General features: G+C 38.3%; 15 protein-coding genes, 1 riboswitch and 1 other annotated feature. Of the genes, 6 read left to right on the forward strand and 9 right to left on the reverse strand.

Annotated features, from left to right (window positions below; translation table 11 throughout):
* Window positions 1–482: 482 nt before the first annotated feature.
* The 4 genes from BT1A1_RS15215 to BT1A1_RS15230 form a co-directional block, all read right to left on the reverse strand.
* A complete protein-coding gene (locus BT1A1_RS15215; protein WP_034772897.1) occupies window positions 483–2,132 on the reverse strand; it encodes a glycerol-3-phosphate dehydrogenase/oxidase in 1,650 nt (549 codons plus the stop codon).
* Between the two features lie 322 nt (window positions 2,133–2,454).
* Window positions 2,455–3,945: a glycerol kinase GlpK gene (gene glpK / locus BT1A1_RS15220; protein WP_034772872.1), complete on the reverse strand. Its 1,491-nt coding sequence runs from the start codon at window positions 3,943–3,945 to the stop codon at window positions 2,455–2,457.
* 36 nt (window positions 3,946–3,981) lie between these two features.
* Window positions 3,982–4,800 carry an MIP/aquaporin family protein gene (locus tag BT1A1_RS15225; RefSeq protein WP_034772874.1) on the reverse strand — a complete coding sequence of 273 codons (819 nt, stop codon included), beginning with the start codon at window positions 4,798–4,800 and terminating at the stop codon, window positions 3,982–3,984.
* Between the two features lie 430 nt (window positions 4,801–5,230).
* The gene (locus BT1A1_RS15230; protein ID WP_034772876.1) at window positions 5,231–5,785 is read right to left on the reverse strand and encodes a glycerol-3-phosphate responsive antiterminator; all 555 of its coding nucleotides are present in this window, start codon (window positions 5,783–5,785) and stop codon (window positions 5,231–5,233) included.
* A 437-nt stretch (window positions 5,786–6,222) separates the two neighbouring features.
* Here BT1A1_RS15230 and BT1A1_RS15235 point away from each other — a divergent pair, with 437 nt between their 5' ends.
* From BT1A1_RS15235 to BT1A1_RS17515, 3 genes are all read left to right on the forward strand, one after another.
* Window positions 6,223–7,521 carry a methyl-accepting chemotaxis protein gene (locus BT1A1_RS15235; RefSeq protein ID WP_034772877.1) on the forward strand — a complete coding sequence of 433 codons (1,299 nt, stop codon included), beginning with the start codon at window positions 6,223–6,225 and terminating at the stop codon, window positions 7,519–7,521.
* Between the two features lie 589 nt (window positions 7,522–8,110).
* The gene (locus tag BT1A1_RS15240) at window positions 8,111–8,548 is read left to right on the forward strand and encodes a hypothetical protein (RefSeq protein ID WP_156103270.1); all 438 of its coding nucleotides are present in this window, start codon (window positions 8,111–8,113) and stop codon (window positions 8,546–8,548) included.
* 9 nt (window positions 8,549–8,557) lie between these two features.
* Window positions 8,558–11,134 (forward strand): AAA family ATPase, encoded by a 2,577-nt coding sequence (locus tag BT1A1_RS17515; protein ID WP_051989176.1) that lies wholly within the window; start codon window positions 8,558–8,560, stop codon window positions 11,132–11,134.
* Between the two features lie 251 nt (window positions 11,135–11,385).
* Here the strand turns inward: BT1A1_RS17515 and BT1A1_RS15250 are convergent, their stop codons facing one another.
* Complete coding sequence (locus BT1A1_RS15250; protein ID WP_034772881.1) at window positions 11,386–12,372, reverse strand: Gfo/Idh/MocA family protein; 987 nt, start codon at window positions 12,370–12,372, stop codon at window positions 11,386–11,388.
* A gap of 342 nt (window positions 12,373–12,714) precedes the next feature.
* Between BT1A1_RS15250 and BT1A1_RS15255 the strand changes: the two genes are divergently transcribed.
* From BT1A1_RS15255 to metC, 3 genes are all read left to right on the forward strand, one after another.
* Complete coding sequence (locus BT1A1_RS15255; RefSeq protein WP_034772883.1) at window positions 12,715–13,560, forward strand: Cof-type HAD-IIB family hydrolase; 846 nt, start codon at window positions 12,715–12,717, stop codon at window positions 13,558–13,560.
* Between the two features lie 392 nt (window positions 13,561–13,952).
* Window positions 13,953–14,058: riboswitch (SAM riboswitch) on the forward strand.
* Window positions 14,059–14,114: 56 nt separating this feature from the next.
* On the forward strand, window positions 14,115–15,263 hold the full coding sequence (locus BT1A1_RS15265) for a methionine biosynthesis PLP-dependent protein (RefSeq protein ID WP_051989177.1): 1,149 nt from the start codon (window positions 14,115–14,117) through the stop codon (window positions 15,261–15,263).
* Entirely contained in the window at window positions 15,260–16,468 is a 1,209-nt protein-coding gene (gene metC / locus BT1A1_RS15270; protein WP_034772888.1) for a cystathionine beta-lyase, read from the forward strand. Before BT1A1_RS15265 ends, metC begins: the two co-directional genes overlap by 4 nt.
* Before the next feature lie 287 nt (window positions 16,469–16,755).
* On the opposite strand, the gene BT1A1_RS15275 is transcribed toward metC, so the two are convergent.
* The 4 genes from BT1A1_RS15275 to BT1A1_RS15290 all read right to left on the reverse strand — a co-directional run bounded on the left by BT1A1_RS15275 (window position 16,756) and on the right by BT1A1_RS15290 (window position 20,859).
* Window positions 16,756–17,586 carry an energy-coupling factor transporter transmembrane component T family protein gene (locus BT1A1_RS15275; RefSeq protein ID WP_034772890.1) on the reverse strand — a complete coding sequence of 277 codons (831 nt, stop codon included), beginning with the start codon at window positions 17,584–17,586 and terminating at the stop codon, window positions 16,756–16,758.
* A complete protein-coding gene (locus BT1A1_RS15280; protein ID WP_034772892.1) occupies window positions 17,576–19,288 on the reverse strand; it encodes an ABC transporter ATP-binding protein in 1,713 nt (570 codons plus the stop codon). The genes BT1A1_RS15275 and BT1A1_RS15280 overlap by 11 nt, the downstream gene beginning before the upstream one ends.
* A gap of 93 nt (window positions 19,289–19,381) precedes the next feature.
* A complete protein-coding gene (locus BT1A1_RS15285; RefSeq protein WP_034772903.1) occupies window positions 19,382–19,936 on the reverse strand; it encodes an ECF-type riboflavin transporter substrate-binding protein in 555 nt (184 codons plus the stop codon).
* Between the two features lie 65 nt (window positions 19,937–20,001).
* Window positions 20,002–20,859, reverse strand: a complete 858-nt coding sequence (locus BT1A1_RS15290) for an SAM hydrolase/SAM-dependent halogenase family protein (protein ID WP_034772895.1) — start codon at window positions 20,857–20,859, stop codon at window positions 20,002–20,004.
* A gap of 148 nt (window positions 20,860–21,007) precedes the next feature.
* Window positions 21,008–21,275 (reverse strand) — a binding site (T-box leader).
* Between the last annotated feature and the right edge of the window lie 407 nt (window positions 21,276–21,682).

The raw sequence follows: 21,682 nt of genomic DNA on the forward strand, positions 1-21,682 counted from the left end.
TGACACAAGAACTGGGGACGAAACATCGGTTTACCTAAACGAATCGAATGCACGTGGACCATTCCTTCTCCCACTTACTTCCTCGTTTACTGAAAATTTGACGGAATCCTTGACTCGCCGTTTGCAGTGGGGGAAATGACAACTAGATTTTCGAAACTGTCTTCACCTTTTATTATATGTGCACAACAACACCATTTGAAGGACAACTTTGTAAATGGTAGATCTTGAAAAAAGGTTAACACCTCAAAAAGGCAAACAAAAAAGTGAAAGATGGAAAATGAATAGAGTAGCACTAACTGAGGAGAATTTTATGTGGATATTAATAGAATAATAATTTGCAGACAATTAGCACCTAGAAAGCTTTTTGTCCATGAAGAAATCCAAAAGGTTGGATGAAAGGTCTTTATTCTAAATCACTTTCCCGTTTCATCCAACCTGTTGTTAATTAGACCGAAACTTCCTTACATACAAACTTCAATTCTTTATTTAACAGGGAAGCGAGCTTTTTGAATTTCATCATCTAATTCTTTTCTATATTGTTTCATCTCGTTTTCATCCCATCCATAATGTTGTGCCATCCAGTGGAGAACAGGCTCTTTCCAAGTTTCCACCATGTCAATATGAAAGTATACGGCACCGGTTCTCCGGATAAAGAAATCGACCGGTTTAACCACCATTTCGTGTCCAATGGCATACATAAGACGAGCATATAAGATTCTCGGAAGCGGGCATTCTTTCAATTGTTCATATTGCTGGCCATATGAAAAAACGGTATCGACATTGGAGCCGTATAGTCTTGCCAGTTGCTCTCCTTCCTCTTTCGTAAACCCGTATGATACTGCTTGATCGGCCGCCTTTGCGATAAACGATCCGAGTTGATCTGAACCACCGATGTCTCCGCCTGAAATTGGCAATGTTTTTGTTCTGCATGATCCAAAATTGCGGCCTTCTTTAGCAAAACGTTTGACAACAAGATCAACAACATTTTCCGCCATTTTTCGGTATCCGGTTAATTTCCCCCCGGCAATCGTAATTAAGCCGCTGTCCGATTCCCAAATTTCATCTTTCCGGGAAATTTCAGACGGGTCTTTTCCTTCCTCGTAAATGAGCGGACGAACACCTGCCCAGCTTGATTCAATATCCTCTTCACGAACACCCACATCCGGAAACATAAAGGCGATCGCTTTTAACAAATATTCACGATCCTCTTCCGTTATATACGGCCGTACCAGATCATCACTGTAAAAAGTATCGGTCGTGCCTACATATGCCTTTCCGTCCCGTGGGATGGCAAACACCATTCGACCATCCGGTGTGTCAAAATATACAGCTTGTTTTAACGGGAATCTTGATTGATCAATGACAATATGAACTCCTTTCGTCAATTGGAGCCGTTTATTGTTTTTCGAATAATCCTTGTTTCGCACCTCATCCACCCATGGACCGGTGGCATTCACAATTGTTTTCGCTTTGATATGAAATTTTTGCTTTGTTAATACATCTTCACAAACAACCCCGATCATTTTTTTATCCTGATATAGGAATTGAACAGCTTTCGTATAGTTCACAATATGGGCACCTTTTTCCGCCGCTTTCTTCATAACTTCAATGGTCAATCGGGCATCGTCGGTCCGATATTCAACATAATAACCGCCGCCAAGTAAACCCTTTTTTTTCAACAAAGGCTCTTTTTGTAATGTCTCCTCTCGAGATAACATTTTCCGCCGCTCTGATTTTTTCACCCCGGCCAAAAAGTCGTATACCTTTAAACCAAGGGATGTCGACCATTTGCCAAAAGTCCCCTCTTTATAAAAGGGGAGGAGCATCCATTCCGGCATCGTCACATGTGGTCCGTTTTCGTAAACAATTGCCCGCTCCTTCCCTACTTCGGCAACTAACCCAACTTGAAACTGTTTCAAATAACGCAGACCACCGTGAACCAACTTGGTTGATCGACTCGATGTTCCCGCCGCAAAATCTTGCATCTCAACTAAAGCGACTTTCATACCGCGACTGGCGGCATCCAATGCGATTCCCGCACCGGTAATCCCCCCGCCGATGATCAACAAATCGTATGGATTAGACTTCATTTGTTCGATTATTTTTTCTCTGGAAAAATAGGAAAATGGTATTTGCAAAGTAGTTCCCTCCATATGCACAGTTTTTATAGTAAAAAAGGAGAAACCAAATAACCATTTACCACAAAGGGCAATGTCATTTGGTTTCTCCTCAGCTCATACCGAATATTAACTTACTATTAATATACCATGTTTTGAAAAATATTGTTACATTTTTGCTTGGAAAGTTTTTTAAAATCTGGTTTTCCATCTTGTCCGTTAAGTTTCAGATCATTTTTGCCTGGAAAGTTTTAAACTGTGTCTCTCATCTCGACCATTAAATTCCAGGCCATTATCACTATATCAATCTGCATTTCTACTTGAAAAATGGCAGATCTTATTTGAATGCCATCGCTGCATGAACCGCTTTTTTCCAACCTTCATACAGTTTTTCCCGCTCGGAATCTGACATTTCCGGTTCAAATTTTTTATCAATCACCCATTGTTTGGCAATTTCCTCTTGACTTTCCCAGTAACCGACTGCCAAACCGGCCAAATAGGCGGCACCGAGCGCAGTGGTTTCACTGACAATCGGACGTTCTACCGGTACGTTTAAAATATCACTCTGGAACTGCATAAGGAAATTATTTTGAACAGCTCCTCCGTCAACCCGCAATGTTTTCAATGCAATACCGGAATCCTGCTCCATTGCCGATAAGACATCCCTCGTTTGATAAGCAAGCGATTCCAATGTAGCCCGGATAAAATGTTCTTTGGAAGTTCCCCGAGTTAAACCAAATACAGCCCCGCGGACATCACTATCCCAGTAAGGCGTGCCTAGCCCGACAAAGGCAGGGACCATATATACTCCGTCCGTTGAGGAAACACGGGCAGCATAGGCTTCTGAATCTTTTGCTTCTTTAAACATCCGAAGACCGTCCCGCAGCCATTGAATTGCTGAACCGGCGACAAAAATACTCCCTTCAAGCGCATATTCCACTTTTCCATCCAAGCCCCAAGCAATCGTCGTCAGCAACCCGTGTTCCGATTTTACGGCCTTTTCACCGGTGTTCATCAACATGAAGCAACCTGTACCGTACGTATTTTTTGCCATTCCTTCTTGATAGCAGGCCTGCCCGAACAAGGCGGCTTGCTGATCCCCGGCGACCCCCGCAATCGGTACTTGATGTCCAAAGAAGTGATAATCAATTGTATTTGCATAAATCTCCGATGAAGGACGAACTTCCGGCAACATGCTTTTTGGCACACCTAAAATATCCAACAACTCATCGTCCCATTTTAATTCATAAATATTATACATTAATGTCCTCGAAGCATTCGTATAATCGGTCACATGAGCCCTGCCGCCGGATAATTTCCAAATCAACCAAGTATCAATGGTACCGAATAACAACTTTCCTTGTTCAGCCTTTTCCCTTGCTCCTTCAACATGATCCAAAATCCATTTCACTTTTGTTCCGGAAAAATACGCATCAATCAACAACCCTGTTTTTTCCCTAAATAACTGATCATAACCTTGTGCCTTTAACTCTTCACATATTTGTGCTGTTTGCCGTGATTGCCAGACAATCGCATTATATATCGGGTTACCTGTTTCCTTATCCCAAACAACAGCTGTTTCCCGTTGATTGGTGATTCCAATTCCGGCGATTTGTTCCGGTTTTACATTTACTTCGGCCAACACAGTTGCCATAACGGCTAAAACCGAACCCCATATTTCATTTGCATTGTGCTCAACCCAACCCGGTTGTGGAAAAATTTGTGTAAACTCCTGTTGAGCAACATGAACGATTTCCCCTTTTTTATTAAATAAAATCGCCCTCGTACTCGTCGTTCCTTGATCAATCGCCAAAATGAAGTTCTCCATTCAATTCCCCTCCGTTATAAATATTTTCATTGATTTTTATGCAGAAATAGATTGATTTTCCTCTTCCACCTGATCTTTTGTTGAATAAGATAAAAGGATAATGATAGCTGTAATGGCAAGGGTAATCCATAAAAAGACAGAAACTTCTCCTAAAAATAGTGCTTTATAGGTTAAGCCACCGAGCGCCCCACCCAAAAGCGGACCGACTACCGGAATCCATGCATATCCCCAATCGGAATTTCCTTTTCCGGGGATTGGTAAAATAAAGTGGGCAATTCGCGGGCCCAAGTCCCGTGCCGGATTAATCGCATAACCGGTTGTACCGCCGAGTGCCATACCAATCGCTACAATCAACAATCCGACTGCTAACGGATTCAACCCCTCCGCAAATTTATTGGCTCCAATAAATAATAACCCAAAAATTAAAATAAATGTACCAATAATTTCTGATAATAAGTTTGAAAATGTATGTCTAATCGCCGGTATTGTTGCAAAAACACCGAGTTTTGTCGCTTGGTCCGCCGTTGCTTTAAAATGAGATAAGTAGTGAAAAAAGACAATGGTTGCACCGATAATGGCCCCCAACATTTGGGCTAAAATATACATAGGCACATCTTTCCACGGAAAATCACCGGTTAGTGCAAAGACAAATGTAACGGCCGGATTTAAATGGGCTCCACTATAGTTTCCAACTGCAAAAACACCCATGGTCACCGCAAGCCCCCATGCAAGTGTGATGACCACCCATCCGCCGCCGTTTGCTTTTGACTTGTTTAAGGTCACACCGGCCACAACACCTCCCCCAATAATGATCAAAATCGCCGTTCCAATTAATTCCCCCAAAAATGCCGACATGGACAACCCTTCCTTCCATTTTATTCGTATTTGTCAATAATCATGTGGAAAACTCCCCTATCCCCCATGCATATATTGCAAAAAAGGAGTTGATGCCAAAAGAAAAGACACACAGATAAACCTTTATATAAAAAATAAAGGTAATCCATGTGTCTCCGTTTCTCCTCACGACTATTAACTTATTTACATGATAGCAATGTTTGAAAACGGTGTCAATAATTTATTTTACTTTTTTTGTATGAAAAAAAGGTGATTTTCATTGAGTCGAATTTAGTCGTATTGTCTGTATGAAGGAAAACCGATCGTACAACGTCAATGGTACAACCAACAATCAGAAAAAAATTCAGCAAGAAGTGGCAGTTACGATCTCAAACAAATATCGACAACCCACAATAAAGAAAGAAAAAACCGCCACTGATTGGAGTCTGCCTTATTGAATTTTTTCATAAATATCCCACAAGTTCTTGGCTGATGTGGTAACTGCTGTTGCTCCTGCCGCAATTGCTTTTTCCACTTCCTCCGGCTTTCGAATGAGACCGCCAGCTAAAATCGGAATTTTTGTCTTCTCGGCCACTTCCCGAATCATCGACGGCAATGTACCGGGTAATACTTCAATATAATCAGGCTGTGTCATTTTTATATGACGATAACTTTGTTCAACCGCATGTGAATCAATTAAGAACATGCGCTGGATGGAAAGGACGCCCTTCTGTTTTGCTTTTCGAATCACATTTGCTTTAGTAGAGATCAATCCATATGGTCGAAACTCCTGGCAAATAAATTCCGTTCCTTTTTCGTCGTTTTTTATTCCTTCAATTAAATCCATATGAAACATCAATTTTTTTCCGTATTTTTCTGCCAAATCATTAATATTTTTTAATTGGGCAATGTGACTGTCTAATAAGACGCCAATCTCATATGGGCTCGTTATAAATTTTTCTAAATTTTTTATTGATGAAATAGCGGGGATTACCTTTTTATTCATTCTCCTACACCTTCTTTCATGTGTTATTATCCCAATCCACAAAAGAAAACAACTATACTACAAATTATGCAATAAAAAAAGATCCATACGTAAGCACCCTATTCTTTAAAAATAGGTTAGCCTTTGTGTGAATCCCATCATCTCCTACAAAGATTATTAACTTATTTAAAATATAATCCATGATCCAGTGGAAGTCAATGCACATGTTCGTCCAACAGATACATGATGGAGGATCCAATAAGCATGCTGATGAAGGTACCGTCAATGCATGTACAAAAGCTATTTATATCTATACAAAATTCACAATGTGTTACTGTATATTTTTTTGCCATATAGTATATATTTTGGACTAGTGATATACTTAAAAATGAAACAGTCAGCGTCGTAAAGCTAGGTATAAAGCAGTACAACAACAAATTTACGGAGGAAAAATTCGAATGAATGGACAATCAGGAAAAAACTCATATAAAGCAGTACAACTGATTAGAAACATCGTGACAGGTACCAGTTCCATCATACTCATTTTGAGTATCGGCCTCGGATGCCTTTTAGGTTTTATCATTCATCTTTTCACGGATTCTATTAGTCTTTTATTATTGATGTTTATTTGCAGTCTATCCAATCTTATTTTAAGCGCTTTGTTATTTGTTTTCTTAATGAAATCGATAACCAAGTCAGCCAATGGTTTTATGGAATTATTAAATTTAATAAAAGACGGGAATTTTTCAATTGAAATGGACGCAGGAAAAAATAAAGCCTTAGAAAAAATTGTCGGTCATTTAAATTCCATCACTTCGCAAATGCGTTCTGTTATTGCAGGATCATTGAATCATGTCAATTCCTTCTTGCAAGCTTCAGAGCACATTTCGAGTGAAACAAATGAGGCTGTAACATCCATTAAGGAATTATCCGATACGATTAATGAAATTGCCGTCAGCGCTTCTGACCAAGTAATGGAAGCGGAAAAAAGTGTGCAAGTTATGGATCAATTATCCGAACATATTTCTGTTGTCACAGACGGTTATCACTCGATTATTGATGAAACGGAAAATGTGCATCACTTAAATAAACAAGGTTTGGAAATGGTAGGGATTTTACGAGAAAAGTCTGAGAGCAATCAATTATCGTCAGAGAAAATATTTACAACCGTAAATAATTTATCAGTTACTTTAAAAGATATTGAGACTTTTGTCGGTACAATTAAAGATATTGCCGATCAAACCAATTTGTTAGCATTGAACGCTGCTATTGAAGCGGCCAGAGCCGGTGAAGCAGGGAAAGGTTTCGCGGTAGTGGCAGATGAAGTACGAAAATTGGCCGATCAAAGTAAAATTTCTACCGAACAAATTATTAGTATGATGGTCAGTATCAAAAGAGATTCTCAAGAAGCGATTCAAGCAGTCCATGATATGAAAAATATTTCTGAAGAGCAATTTACCGCTGTTAACCAAACAGATGCCTCTTTTAACAATATTGCAGACAGTATTGATTCAATCATTCGAAAAATAAATGATATGAAAGATGCAATCGAACAAATGGGCATGGCAAAAGATCAAACGGTAGCGGCTATTATCCATACATCCCAAGTATCAGAGCAAACGGCAGCGGCCAGTGAAGAACTTGCCGCCACTGCAGAATCCCAGTTGCAAATTTTTACAGAGTTAAAAGAAACTGCAGAAGAGCTAAGCCGTCGTTCAAAAGAAATGGAACAAAACTTGGTGAAATACCAAATATAGTTCTATTGATTGCAGTTCTTGTAATTTTTGGGGAAAATTGTGAATCCTTTTCGTTGATTAAACATTTTCAACAAGATGAGAGAAAAATAGAACACCGCAACAGAAATCAGATAGAACACAATTTCATTCACATCCCTGATTGACACGTTAAAAACTTAACAAATAGTTGGGTGGAAAATGGGCGAAAACCGATAACCATGACCTTAATTTGGGCTTTTCATTCCATTCGTTGACCTTTAGATATACACAATAGTCCCTCATTAAAGGGACTATTTTTTCATGTCTTAATTTTCGTATAATGTTCGTTAGCTGTTTTAAAAAAGGGGCTTTTTAAGTGATTGCTAGATTCTTGGTTCACATCCAAAAAGCCCATTTGATATTCTTGTCCCACATACAGGGTTTGCGTATCATGCAAAACCACAATATCTTGTGATGTTTAATATCTTTGAATAATAAAAAGTACCTTTTTGCTTGCTAATTAGGTTCTTCAATATTTATTGTTTCTTGTTTCTTTCTTCAATTTTTTATCCTTATATAGTATATTTGGAATATATACATAAAATTTAAGGCATGAAGGAAGGTGCAAATGATGGAAAACAAGGAGCAATTATTCGGAACAAAGGCAAGAATTGCAGTTGGAGGGACCCATGTTTTAAAAAGTTTTTTCAACCTTCAGCCAGTTAAATTTTGGATCATTACTTATTTCGTTTCATTTGGGATTTACCAATTATTTAATGAAGTCTTTTATTTATCTACAAATATTCTAAAAATTAATATGATCGTTTTCCCCTTTTCCGTGATCATTGCAGGTAGAATTGCAAACATATCCTATCTATATGTTCCATGGATTTATAAGTTACTATATCCGTCTTATAAAGTAAGCTCGAACTCTTCAAATCTATTGAAAAAATTAATAGTGCTTGTTATCAAATTTTATATTTATCTTTTCATTTGGCATTTTTCATTTATTATCGGAACTATAGGCTTAATCATAACTATGATCGATCTTCAAAAGTTAAGTAAGTAGGTGTAAATGATGAGAATGATCTGGAAAGTAAAAAAAGGAAACAGTAAAAAACTTACAGACATTTTAAAATCAAGTAAACAAGGAGACATTATTCTTCTCTCTCCTGGAGAGTACCACGTGTTAAGTGGAATCAATATTGCAAATATTACGATTAAGGGAATCGGCAATGATCCAAGTGAAGTTGTCATTCATGGATTTTTCTCATTGAGGAATCAATCAGTTCTAACTTTAGCTAATTTAACCCTATATACGCCACATAATCGTAATACTATAAATGTTAAAAATGGTTCTACACTAACATTGGAGAAAGTAATCATTCATGGGGGGACTTCTGGAAATTATCCGTCCATATGGTGTGAAAATGCTACAGTTAAAATTAATGCTTCTGAAATATATTTACCAGAAGAAAAGGGAGCCAGCATTTACCTTTCCAATAATTCAGAAGCAGTGATTCGTAACTCTATGATTTATTCTATTGTAGCTTATCAATCATATATTCAATTACATCAAGCTCAAGTTCGTGTTGCAGTAAGACTAATGGAAAATGGAATTTTAAGCGGGACTGGTATTGTTGATTTTCCGGGAGTCAGCAATTACTTTGGGTTATACATGGCAAATGGTTCCCGGGCAAATTTTGATACAGTAAATATTGATGAAAATTCGGTCTATTTCTCTCTTGATCAATCGATTTTAAATATAAAAAAAACAAGGATATCCGAAAATTTACTACTGACAGTTTCTCACGATAAACAATCTAAGGTAGAAATCTTTGGAGACACTAACCGAATAAAGATTAATATTGATGACGAAGAAATGCCAAGTTCTAAAGAAAGAAGTACATCACAAACAGTTGAACCTGTATCAAAAAAGGATAAACTTAAAGAAGAACCAGTAACCTCAAAGGAAGAAAATTCTCTATATCATATAGAAAAACAGCAAAAATCCGGTTTAGAAGAACTACAGGCGTTATTCGGCCTCCATGATTTGAAAAAACAAATTATGAAGTTTATCAATACAGTGAAATTTAACCAGTCAAGGAAAGAGCAAGGATTTAAAACGACATCATTAACATTACATTCTTTATTTATGGGAAATCCAGGTACAGGAAAAACGACAGTTGCAAGAATTTTAGGTCGTGTATTATATGAAAATGGCGTCATTGGTACAAACAATTTTGTAGAAGTGACAAGAAAAGATTTAGTCGGAGAATATATCGGTCAAACTGCACAAAAGACACAGGAAATTTTGGAGAAAAGCAAAGGTGGTATTTTATTTATTGATGAAGCTTATTCTCTAAATAGTGATTCTAAAAATGACTTTGGAAAAGAAGCCATTGATACGATTATAACTTTTATGGAAGACAACCGCGATAACACAATGATTATCTTTGCTGGGTACACCAATGAAATAAACAAATTTTTAAAGATGAACAGCGGTCTAGAATCACGTATTCCAAATAAGTTTTATTTTGATGATTATACACCGGAAGAAATTGCAGAAATTGGCTATATGAATCTTACAAATGAAGATTATATTGTGGATGAGAAAAAATATAAAGAAGTAATTCAGCGGCTATATTCTCACAGTATTGACAAAAGCAATGCACGCTGGGTTAGAAATGTAAACGAAAAACTTATTCAGACAATGGCGAACCGTGTTGTAGAAACTGGTTCAGAGGATACCCAAACAATATTAGATGAAGATTTTGACGTATTGACCGGCAATCAAAATGTAGATAAAGAAGTAAAGGTAAATGAATTATTACATCAATTAGACAGTTTAATCGGGTTAACGGAAGTAAAAGATTTTATCCACCGTTTAATTAAGCAAGTGAAAGTAGACCGTATACTTATGGAGGACGGAAGCAATGTAGAAAAGCCTTCCTACCATATGATTTTTTCTGGAAATCCAGGCACAGGAAAAACGACCGTAGCAAACATATTGGCCGAACTATTTTACTATTTAGATGTGCTGCCAACACCGAATGTAAAAGTAGTGGACCGATCAGATTTAGTCGGAGCTTATGTAGGCCATACTGAAAAGCAGACAAAAGAAGTGATCGAACAATCGATGGGCGGTGTATTGTTTATCGATGAAGCATATCAATTGACCGCCAAATCAGGTAATGATTTTGGCAAACAGGCAGTGGAAACGTTAGTAACCTACTTGGAAAACTACCGGGATAAATTTATCGTCATTTTAGCAGGATATACGAAAGAAATGGAAAAGTTTTTAGAAACAAATTCGGGATTGCGTTCCCGTATTCCTCTTAAAATTACTTTCCCTGATTATCGTCCGGAGGAAATCGCAACGATCGTTGAGAAAAATATTACAAAAAATTGGGAAATAAATATTCCTCTATTGAAGTCCGTCGTGAAGGAAATCTATGTTCATTTGCCAGACAACGAAAAAGCAAATGCACGATGGGCTCGCAATTTTAGTGAAAAATTAGTATCAAATCATAAAGTCTGGCTAAGCGATCACCATTCAACGTTAGACAACTTAAAAAAGATCCAAGATAATGTCATTTATGAAATGAGACAGAACTATATTTCAACGACAGAACACAAAAAAACCATATACTAGAAAGATTAGTTTATGACATTTAGCCCGACCTTGAATCCTAAATTTCTCAATGCTTGAAGCCATGATAAAAAGTGTGAAATATCTTAGAATGGGGTGTCCAAGACCATTTCAAGAGGATTCCACAAATACTTATCAAGGAAAATGTCCCATATACAAATATATTTCAAAGCAGGGGATCCATTCAATGATTCCCTGCATATGATGTTTTCATTTAACAAACGGAATTCTAGGCTAATCCGAGAAAATTCCTCTTAATTCCGGTCAGCCGGAAAGACTAAGCCGATTTGCTTCCTTGCCCGTTCCATCAATTTGCTTGTAGTCAAAGAATTGGCATATGTATTGATTTGCGATTCCGTCTTGTTTTCTTTAATGAGCTCAATAAATTCCTTTGCTTCATAATACATGGTATTTTCAACTTGTGGGCGGCTAATATCTTCAACGGTTCCATCATTATAATGAATCTCAACTTTTGATGGCGTTGAAATTTTATCAATAACAATGGTTCCTTTTTCCCCTTGAATCTCAGATGGAATGAATGAGTTGGAAATTTTTGAGAAAGAGACAACCCCTTCCATTTCCGGATAGGAGAAAATGACCGTTCCCTCCCCATCGACACCGGATTCGAGCATATATGCATTAGCACGCAGATCCGTTGGTTCGCCAAACAACGCTACCATCGGATAAATGCAATACACGCCAATGTCCATTAATGAGCCATTGGAAAAAGCCGGATTAAAAGCATTTAGCACAATTCCCTCTTTATATTTATCATAACGTGATGAATACTGGCAAAAATTTGCAAAGTAACGGCGTACCGTACCGATTTTATGTAAATTTTCTTTGATACTTACAAAACTTGGGACAAAAGTTGTTTTTAACGCCTCCATGAAAACCACACCATGGGCTTTTGCCGTCTGAACGATTGCTTCTGCTTCTTTTACATTGGAAGCGAGTGGCTTTTCACAAATGACATGTTTTCCATGTTGCAAAAATAGAATCGATTGTTCTGCGTGAAGTGAGTTTGGACTGGCAATATAAACTGCATCAAGGACATCACTCTTTGCCATTGTTTCTAAATCGGTAAAAATATTGGTTACGTCAAATTTTGCTGCAAACGCTTTTGCCCTCTCTTCGGTACGTGAATATACAGCTACAAGCGAAAAATCCTCTATATTAGAAGCTGCATCAATAAATTTTTCGGTAATCCAATTGGTTCCGATAATTCCAAAACGAATCATAAAAATACCTCCATTATATCATTGTGATTAATTTCATAATAACATATTTAAGGCTAGAAGTGGAAAGAGTGAAAGATAGAACAGCTATAAGGAGTAAATTTATTAATCTCTGGTAGTATTGTGGAAATACGACTTATCCACAATTAGTAGAATTTTCCATTTGAATTTATCCACATTAAAGGTCAAAAACAACCAAATTTGCTTATTTTTTTAAAAAATGTGGATAACTTATTATGTTGTGTCGTGGACTGAAGATAGAAACGGAAAAAACGACAAATAGTATGGTAAAATAAAGGTGGCAGCTGTTTTATTAATTCGAAAAAGGATGCAAGGAGGAACACGATGAAACTTATTGCAATCGATATGGATGGTACCCTTTTTTCTAACAATCATACAATCAGCGAAAACAATTGTCATGCTATTTTAAAAGCTCAAAGACAGGGTCATATCGTTACCTTTTGTTCAGGCCGCGCCTTACACGATATTCAAGAAATTATAAAAAAGATAAACCTCGAAGCACCTATTATTGCCGGAAACGGAGCTGTTGTTTTTCATAACAAAATCTTACAAACACTAACAATCCCTGTACATATATTGAAAAAAATTATGGACATATTTAATGATTTTCAATTATATTATGAAATTTATACAAATAAAGGTATTTTCATTGATAAAACACGAAAAGAATATTTGTATGCGGAACTGAATCGGTTAAAAGATGACCCTGTTTTCGGACCAATGGTTGAACAAATGGTTCAAGTTCAAAATGACCAAAATCATTTATTAACTGTCTCAGATTTTAGTGAGCTAAATTTTTCAATGTTAGATCCGTATAAAATGTATACTGTCAGTTTGGATGAGAAAAAACTAAATCATTTGCAACAGCGGCTTTCTGAACGTGATGATATTTCAATCACAAACGGCAGCCATTTAACCGTTGAGGTAGGAAATAAACAGGTAAGTAAAGGAAATGCCCTTCTTTTCCTCGCAAATTACTTTCAAATTCCACAAGCAGATACTGTCGCAATCGGGGATAATCTGAATGACTTATCGATGTTCAAAGCTGCCGGAACAAGCATTGCTATGGGGAATGCCACGGATTTTGTAAAAAGTCATGCGAATTTTGAAACAAAAACGAATGATGATGATGGCGTGGCCTATGCTTTAGAAAAGTTTGTACTTTCATAAACGGTAAATTTAGAGATGCGCCAAAATGTCCATGAAGGTCGGTTTATTGGACTTTTTTTGGAATATGTACTACAAACTGTCCATTATAGCCGCTTTACTGGACAATTTTTTTAAAAACGAGCGTGAATCTGTCCATAAAACCAGCTCTCTTGAACTTTTTCCAAAAAACGAGTATGAAACTGTCCATAAGGGGCAGTCTATTAGACAGTTTTTTAACAAAGGAGCACCATTCAGTCCATAAGGGCCGCCACGTTGGTTTCCTATAGATACGTATATTATTAATAAACTATTCCCATATAAATTATGTGCATGCTATGATTTTTCCCTTGATTATTTTAAAAAGTTATTGTAAATTAGAATAAATAAAATCATTTATGGAACTGAATATTGCAATCTTATCAAGAGAGGTTGAGGGACTGGCCCGATGACGCCTCAGCAACCAGTCATTTTTTGACCACGGTGCTAATTCCAGCAGGTGAAATACCTGAAAGATAAGAAGAAACTTTACAATCATCGGGGCTTCTTCTTATAGAAGTCCTTTTTATTTTCCAAAAATGTGGGGATACGAGGAGGAATCAAGCTTGGCAAATCAACATATTCAAACAAAATTAGTGCAAATCGGCAATCGAAGTGAACATATAACCGGGGCTGTTAATCCACCCATCTATTTATCCACAGCCTATCGTCATGAAGGAATTGGTTTATCCACAGGATATGATTATACACGGACGAAAAATCCAACACGTGCCTTATTAGAGGAGAGTTTTGCAAAATTAGAAGAAGGAGATCAGGCTTTTGCCTGTAGTTCGGGGATGGCGGCTATTCAGCTCGTCCTCTCCCTTTTTCAAAAAGATGATGAACTTCTTAGCTTTAATGACCTATACGGCGGAACTTACCGATTGTTCAATCAATACGAAAAATCGTATGGAATCAAAACCAGCTATGTGAAAGTGAATGATTACACCGGGTTGGAAGATGCAATCACAGAAAAAACAAAAGCGATTTACATAGAAACACCAACAAATCCGTTAATGATTGAAACAGATATTGAAAAAGTTGCCCACATTGCCAAAAAACATCACTTGCTTTTCATTGTGGATAACACCTTTCTAACCCCCTATTTGCAAAAACCGATTGTGGATGGGGCCGACATTGTCATTCATAGTGCGACAAAATATATTGGCGGTCATAATGATGTCCTGGCCGGATTTGTTGTTGCAAAAGGACAGGAAATTTGTGAACAGCTTGCGGCAAATCATAATGCGGCCGGCGCGGTTTTATCCCCTCTTGACAGTTGGCTGTTAATTCGCGGCTTAAAAACCTTAGCTTTACGTATGGAAGCACATCAAAACAATGCAAAACAGGTAGTCGAATTTTTAAATAACAGACCTGAAGTGACCGATGTTCTCTACCCAAATAGAGGTGGCATGGTGTCGTTTCGATTGGCAAAAGAAGAATGGGTTGACCCCTTTTTAAGAAGTTTGAAATTGATTACCTTTGCCGAAAGTCTCGGTGGGGTTGAAAGTTTTATTACCTACCCGGCTACCCAAACCCATGCCGATATTCCGCTACAAACCCGGATGAAAAACGGTGTCGATAATCGCTTATTACGGTTTTCAGTCGGTATTGAACATATTGAAGATTTGAAGGCGGATTTGGATCATGCATTAGCGGCATTGCGTAAGGGGGCAAGTGTACGATGAGCAAAAAAAATTATGGGTTTGAAACAAAACTAATTTCTCAAGATTGTTATATTGATAGCAAAACAGGAGCAGTAAATCCACCTGTCTACTATTCTTCCACTTTTCAACAAGGACAATTCGATTCGTTTGGTCCTTTTGACTATACCCGTTCAGGAAATCCAACCCGAAAAGTGTTAGAAGAAACCATTGCCGAACTGGAAGGCGGTGTTCAAGGTTTTGCCTTTGCATCCGGAATGGCCGCGATTTCATCGGCCTTCATGCTGCTATCATCCGGGGATCATGTCATCATTTCCGAAGATGTGTATGGCGGAACGTTTCGCATGGTCACAAAAGTACTAACGAAATTTCAAATTCAACATACTTTTGTTGATATGACGGATTTAGATGCAGTGGCCGGCGCTTTTCGGCCCAATACGAAAGTTGTCTATGTGGAAACCCCGTCCAATCCGTTACTCCATATTACAGATATTAGAGGTGTTGTCAAATTAGCAAAAGCCCACAATTGTCTTGTATATATCGACAATACATTCATGACACCCCTTCATCAAAGGCCGCTTGAATTAGGTGCGGACATTGTCTTACACAGCGCCACAAAATTTTTAGCCGGGCATAGTGATGTCGTTGCGGGCTTGGCGGTGGTAAAAGATGAAAAATTGGCTGATCAATTGTATTTTATTCAAAACTCATTTGGTGCCGTTTTAGGGATTCCGGATTGTTGGGCTTTGCACAGGGGGATGAAAACATTAAGCGTGCGGATGAAACAGTCTTCAGAATCAGCACAAGTAATTGCTGAGTTTTTGCAAAATCATCCGCTCGTGGAAGAGGTATTTTATCCGGGACTTGCCACACATGCGGGACATGAAATTCATTTGGGGCAGGCGACTAGTGCCGGAGCTGTATTGTCATTCAGATTGCCCAACAAAGACATTGCCAAGGCTTTTGTGGAAAACCTTGAAATCCCGGCATTTGCTGTTAGCTTAGGGGCGGTCGAATCGATTCTATCTTATCCGGCGACGATGTCCCATGCGGCGATGAGGCAAAAAGAACGGGAAAAACGCGGGATTACAGACGGACTATTACGACTTTCGGTAGGATTGGAAAATTGTGAGGATTTGGTTGCTGATCTTGCACAGGCACTCGAAATAGCAGAGAGAGCGGTTGGAGCGGGAACTGTAGCGGCTCGAACGGTTGGGAGATTTATATAAAGTTTTTATCTCGGGTTGATTGCTGTTTGGGGCATTTTTAATCTTTGGCATTGTAAGAAAAAATTGCAACCCGGGGCCGGGGTAGCGAGTTAACAACCCCGGGTTTGTAATTTGGTAGATTGACTTATCAATCCAAACTGGATACTAGAGCTTGTCATATTTTTACCCCAAAAATACTTTTACAGTAAAATAGAAGTTTACACTTTGGATTTGTAATTTTATAGATTTCTTTATCATTCCAAACTTGACACTAGAGGTTGTCGTCGATTTTTATCCAAAAAATACAATTAACTAAACGGATTGTAAAACCGGCTGCCGTCATGGTAGGTAATCAGTAAGGTTGCAATTAGCAGCAAAACGAACAAAATAATTGCTGTGTAATCCCGTTTCTGAAACGGGCGGGCATTGTACCACGTTCGTTTTTTCTTTTTCCCGAATCCACGCAGTTCCATTGCATTACTGATTATTTCAATTTTTTCAAGACTTGACAAAATTAATGGTGCCAAGACGGCTGATGCGTTCTTTACCCGCTTCAGGAATTTCTCATTTTTTGACATATCAAGTCCGCGGGCTTGTTGTGCTTTGGCGATATTACGGAAATCCCGCTGAACATCGGGAATATAGCGTAAAGCAAGGGATACAGCGTAAGCAATCCGGTAGCTTACACCAATCCGATTTAAAGAAGCGGCAAATTCACTTGGGTGTGTTGTTACAATAAACAATAGCGCCGCCGGTATAACAGTCAAATATTTTAATGTAATATTCAGTTGGTAAAACAGTTGCTCCAACGTCATATTGTATCTACCGGCAAATTCAACCAACACATGACCTGTCCCGTAAATTTTAACCCCTTCTTGCGGTGAAAAAAGATAAATAGCGATATTATTAATCAGTAAGAATACGAGAATAAAAATTAACACAAATAAAATATCTCGCAACCGAATTTTAGAAACATAAAAAATAACTAAACTCGCAATAAATAAAAACAAAAGAATCCGGGTGTCATAGGTCAACATGGCCGCCGTTGACCATAGGATAAAACAAACTAATTTCGTCGCACCTGTCAAGCGATGAATCGGGGAAGTTCGGTCAATATAGCTAAGCATTTCATTTGCCATGGTTTCGTCCCTCCCGATCATAAGCAATAAATCGTTCCACAAATTTTATCGGATCTGTAAAACCGGTTTTTGTCGCCAATTCAAAAAGTGATGTTTCTTTCAAGTTTGCCTGTTCAATTAATTGCGGATCAGATAAAATCCGGACACTTTGATCATCGGCGATTTTTCTTCCGTCACACAAAACGATGGCCCGATCCGTATATTCCAGCATTAAATGCATGTCATGGGTTATCAATAAAATCGTGAGTCCGTTTCGATTGAGTTCCATTAAAAACTCCATAATATCAGTATAATGGCGGAAATCTTGGCCCGCTGTCGGTTCATCCAAAATAATCAACTCCGGCTGCAACACCAAAATCGATGCGATGGTTACTCGCTTTTTTTGGCCAAAACTGAGTGCAGAAATCGGCCAATTACGAAACGGGTACAGTCCGCATATTTTCAGCGTTTCCTCCACCCGCTCACGTATCTCAGCTTCCGGTACACCTCTGGCAACAAGCCCCAGTGCCACCTCATCGAAAATCATATGTTTGGAGATCATATGGTTTGGATTTTGCAAAACCATACCAATCTTTAAAGATCGTTCTGTTATCGATTCATTGGTAATATCTTGACCTGAGAAAATAATTTTTCCGGCATTTGGTGTTTCAAAGCCGCAAATCAATTTCGAAATAGTTGATTTTCCCGCACCGTTTTTGCCGACAATACTAACCATTTCCCCCTTATTTATTGTAAAAGATACATCGTGAACCGTTTCTTTTTTTGGTGTATAGCCAAATGAAACCCGGTTTAATTCAAGAATCGGCTCAGCTTCCGGCGGCTCTTCATTCAATGTCACTTCTTCATACCATTTTCGCAGCTGCTCGCGGAACGTCTCCGCCCGAAAACGTGAAAAATCAGCCGGCTCCAAATCCTTTGTAATGGCCCCGCCTGCATACTTTATCGCCTTAAGATAAAGCGGTTCACGAATTTTTACTTTTTCCAAGATATCCGTAGAAAATAGTTCATTTGGGTTCTGATCTGCCAAAATCTCTCCGTCATCCACAACAATGATTCGATCAACATGACGGTACAGGACATCTTCCAAGCGGTGTTCAATAATAACCACCGTTGTATTCGTTTCCTTTTGAATTTGGTCAATCAAATGAATGGCATGCTTTCCGGTTGCCGGGTCTAAATTCGCCAAGGGTTCATCAAAAAGAAGGATATTGACATTATCGACCATGACACCGGCTAAAGAAACCCGCTGCTTTTGTCCGCCTGATAAATGGTGAACGGACGCATCCAGAAATGCACCCATATCCACCATGGCCGCCACTTCTTTTACAGCCTTAACCATCTCCGGCTGCGGCGTACAATCATTTTCAAGGGCAAAAGCAATGTCTTCTCCGACAGATAATCCGATGAACTGCCCGTCCGGATCTTGTAAAACCGTTCCAACCATTTTTGATATGGAAAAAATGTCCAAGTCGCTTGCTTCTTTTCCCATAATTTTTAAACTGCCTTGGATTTCCCCTTTATATGAAAACGGAATAAGCCCATTGATACAATGACCAATGGTGCTTTTCCCTGATCCGGATGGACCGACAATTAAAACCTTCTCCCCTTCATAGATGGTGAGATTAATATTTTTTAGTGTTGGTTGTTTTTGACTATCATATTTGAAATGATAATTTTGAAACTCTATGACTGGTTTTTTCATTGTCAATCTCCTGCATACATTTTATTGTTGCATTTGCTGATGCCGATATTTCTAAAAATTTTTCTCGATCCAAGCTTCCTGTTTTTGATCTGGTTATTCTCGATCCAAGCTCCCCGTTTTCGTCCGGGTTTTTGCATAAAGAGTAAGCAATAATGTACCAAGAATCCCGACTGTGACCATGTTGGAAATGCCAACACCGAGCCCTTGGATAAACACTTTACTAGTTGGTTCCGCGTAAATAACAATATCCAGAACCGGCGCCAACAGGAACCAGCCCAGTGCTTGTGCGCCAACCTGAACCAAATTAAACGTGATGATTTTTTGTCTCCCAAATTCACCGGATTCAATATCCAGTTTTTTCGAAATTAATCCGAATAAAAACCCAACAAACATACTGACAACAACCCAGCTCCACCAAATGGAACCGTAGAAGATTAAGTCTTTCAATGCGTGACCGATTAAGCCGATGAGTCCGCCGGCAACCGGCCCGAAAATCACTGCCATTAGTGCTAAAAAGGCATACGTCACCTCAATATTAGAATTTGGAATCCCGGTTGGAATCGAAGCAAATCTTCCCAAAATAACAAAAACAGCTGCTCCAATCCCGATTGCAACAATCGTACGAACAGATAATGTATTTTTGTTCATGAATACCTCTCCCTTATTGATAAATTTTTTAAAAGTTTGGAGTATTGAACCGTCTAATGAAAAAATCAATTATAACTAATATCCACCACTTTTCGGATTGTAATTTTCCATTTTAGTCCGGCTTCAATATGATAAGCCTTGGCAAAGGAACCTTGATTGATGGCGACACCGATTTTATCTAAGGAGTTGATATAAAGGAGTGGCTCGCCTAAATGGCTGTCGGCAAAGGAACGGCCAAATGTCATGATATTTTTATAGACATGCCTTGTTGAATTTTCAATGGTGACTTCAAATGTATCTCCATATTTTACATCAAATTGTAAAAATAGGGTACGATCAATATTTGTCCAAAGATTACCGAAGCGAACATCAAGAACGTCGATATTTCCTTTAATTGTTCCGTTTTCGAGGACCGCCTCCGTTAATGGTAGTTTAACGACGGATTCAGTAGAGAGAGACGGACCAACTTCTTGGAAACGAATCTTTCCGGAAGCCAATCGTGCACCGGTATAGGCATACACATCCCTTCCATGAAATGTATAAGAATGACCGGAATTTGGCAAGCGATTGACATGTTCATCAATTTCCCTTACTTCCTGGATGCCGATATATTTTTGAATATGGGTAATCGTCCCATTATCCGGTGTAACAATATAATGGTTGGTCGCTGTTTTTGCCACAATACTTTTCCGCTCCGAGCCGACACCCGGATCGACAACGGAAATGAACACGGTATTTTCCGGCCAGTACGTAATCGTTTGAAATAATCGATAGGATGCTTCCCAAATATTGTACTGCGGGATCTCGTGAGTTAAATCGTATATTTTCAAAGCTCTGTCTACATTTAAAGCTACACCATACATCGCAGCAACTGCACCATCACTTAGGCCAAAATCGGTTTGAATCACTAAACAATCAGTCATTTGTATTTCCTCCAAATTGATTTTTTTTCTTAACTTTACGGTGCACCAAAAATTGTTATTTAATATTAGCTAATATTTACATGCGATCGCGATCGATAAAACAATAAAGATATTTTTTGCATAAAAAAACCACGTCATTATCAATTATGATAAGGACGTGGTTTGTATTCACGTGGTACCACCTTATTTCACTGTATGCTCGCACAATACAGCCTCAGTCAGTACGCCGGCAAATTGCCTTAATACCGAGGTATTTGTAACGAGTACCAGCTCGGCGAAACCTACTAATAGCAAGCACTATGTTCAGCACGCAACTCAGGGGCCATTGTTCAGATTCGTATTTTTGCTCCTTTTCAGCTACCGAAGCTCTCTGTAAAAAATAACTAAATCCTACTTTTCCCCGTCATGGTTTTTCACTAGTTGTTTAATAATTAATGATAGTTGATATTTTTTATTATAAGCGATTATTCATTTATGTCAATAATTTTTTACGGTTTTTTTGACAAGACAAAGACAAATTTTTGGTCACGAGATAAATATAAGTTTATTCATTGCACGCTTAAGTGTAAAAAGTCGATGTTCCAAATTAATTTATGACTTGATTGCAGTTAAATTCTTTGGTTAGTTGTAAAATGAAATGCATAAAGAAAATATAAAAAAAGTCATGTAGATACGGTATACTTAAAAGCAACGAAACCAATAAGTAAGGAGTGTATCTACATGACCGTCATTAATTATACCACAGCTAAGAGAACCTTTAAACACCTAACGGATATACAAAGAGGAAGACTTGAGGAAATGGCAAAATCCGGTAATTTTACCC

Source organism: Caldibacillus thermoamylovorans (assembly GCF_000751775.1).
Classification (GTDB): domain Bacteria; phylum Bacillota; class Bacilli; order Bacillales; family Caldibacillaceae; genus Caldifermentibacillus; species Caldifermentibacillus hisashii.

What these genes read in the sequence shown, in the direction of transcription:
- glpK (WP_034772872.1), bottom strand. Translation starts at nt 3,945, where the DNA reads ATGGAGAACTTCATTTTGGCGATTGATCAAGGAACGACGAGTACGAGG.
- BT1A1_RS15225 (WP_034772874.1), bottom strand. Translation starts at nt 4,800, where the DNA reads ATGTCGGCATTTTTGGGGGAATTAATTGGAACGGCGATTTTGATCATT.
- BT1A1_RS15230 (WP_034772876.1), bottom strand. Translation starts at nt 5,785, where the DNA reads ATGAATAAAAAGGTAATCCCCGCTATTTCATCAATAAAAAATTTAGAA.
- BT1A1_RS15235 (WP_034772877.1), top strand. Translation starts at nt 6,223, where the DNA reads ATGAATGGACAATCAGGAAAAAACTCATATAAAGCAGTACAACTGATT.
- BT1A1_RS15240 (WP_156103270.1), top strand. Translation starts at nt 8,111, where the DNA reads ATGGAAAACAAGGAGCAATTATTCGGAACAAAGGCAAGAATTGCAGTT.
- BT1A1_RS17515 (WP_051989176.1), top strand. Translation starts at nt 8,558, where the DNA reads ATGAGAATGATCTGGAAAGTAAAAAAAGGAAACAGTAAAAAACTTACA.
- BT1A1_RS15250 (WP_034772881.1), bottom strand. Translation starts at nt 12,372, where the DNA reads ATGATTCGTTTTGGAATTATCGGAACCAATTGGATTACCGAAAAATTT.
- BT1A1_RS15255 (WP_034772883.1), top strand. Translation starts at nt 12,715, where the DNA reads ATGAAACTTATTGCAATCGATATGGATGGTACCCTTTTTTCTAACAAT.
- BT1A1_RS15265 (WP_051989177.1), top strand. Translation starts at nt 14,115, where the DNA reads ATGTGGGGATACGAGGAGGAATCAAGCTTGGCAAATCAACATATTCAA.
- metC (WP_034772888.1), top strand. Translation starts at nt 15,260, where the DNA reads ATGAGCAAAAAAAATTATGGGTTTGAAACAAAACTAATTTCTCAAGAT.
- BT1A1_RS15275 (WP_034772890.1), bottom strand. Translation starts at nt 17,586, where the DNA reads ATGGCAAATGAAATGCTTAGCTATATTGACCGAACTTCCCCGATTCAT.
- BT1A1_RS15280 (WP_034772892.1), bottom strand. Translation starts at nt 19,288, where the DNA reads ATGAAAAAACCAGTCATAGAGTTTCAAAATTATCATTTCAAATATGAT.
- BT1A1_RS15285 (WP_034772903.1), bottom strand. Translation starts at nt 19,936, where the DNA reads ATGAACAAAAATACATTATCTGTTCGTACGATTGTTGCAATCGGGATT.
- BT1A1_RS15290 (WP_034772895.1), bottom strand. Translation starts at nt 20,859, where the DNA reads ATGACTGATTGTTTAGTGATTCAAACCGATTTTGGCCTAAGTGATGGT.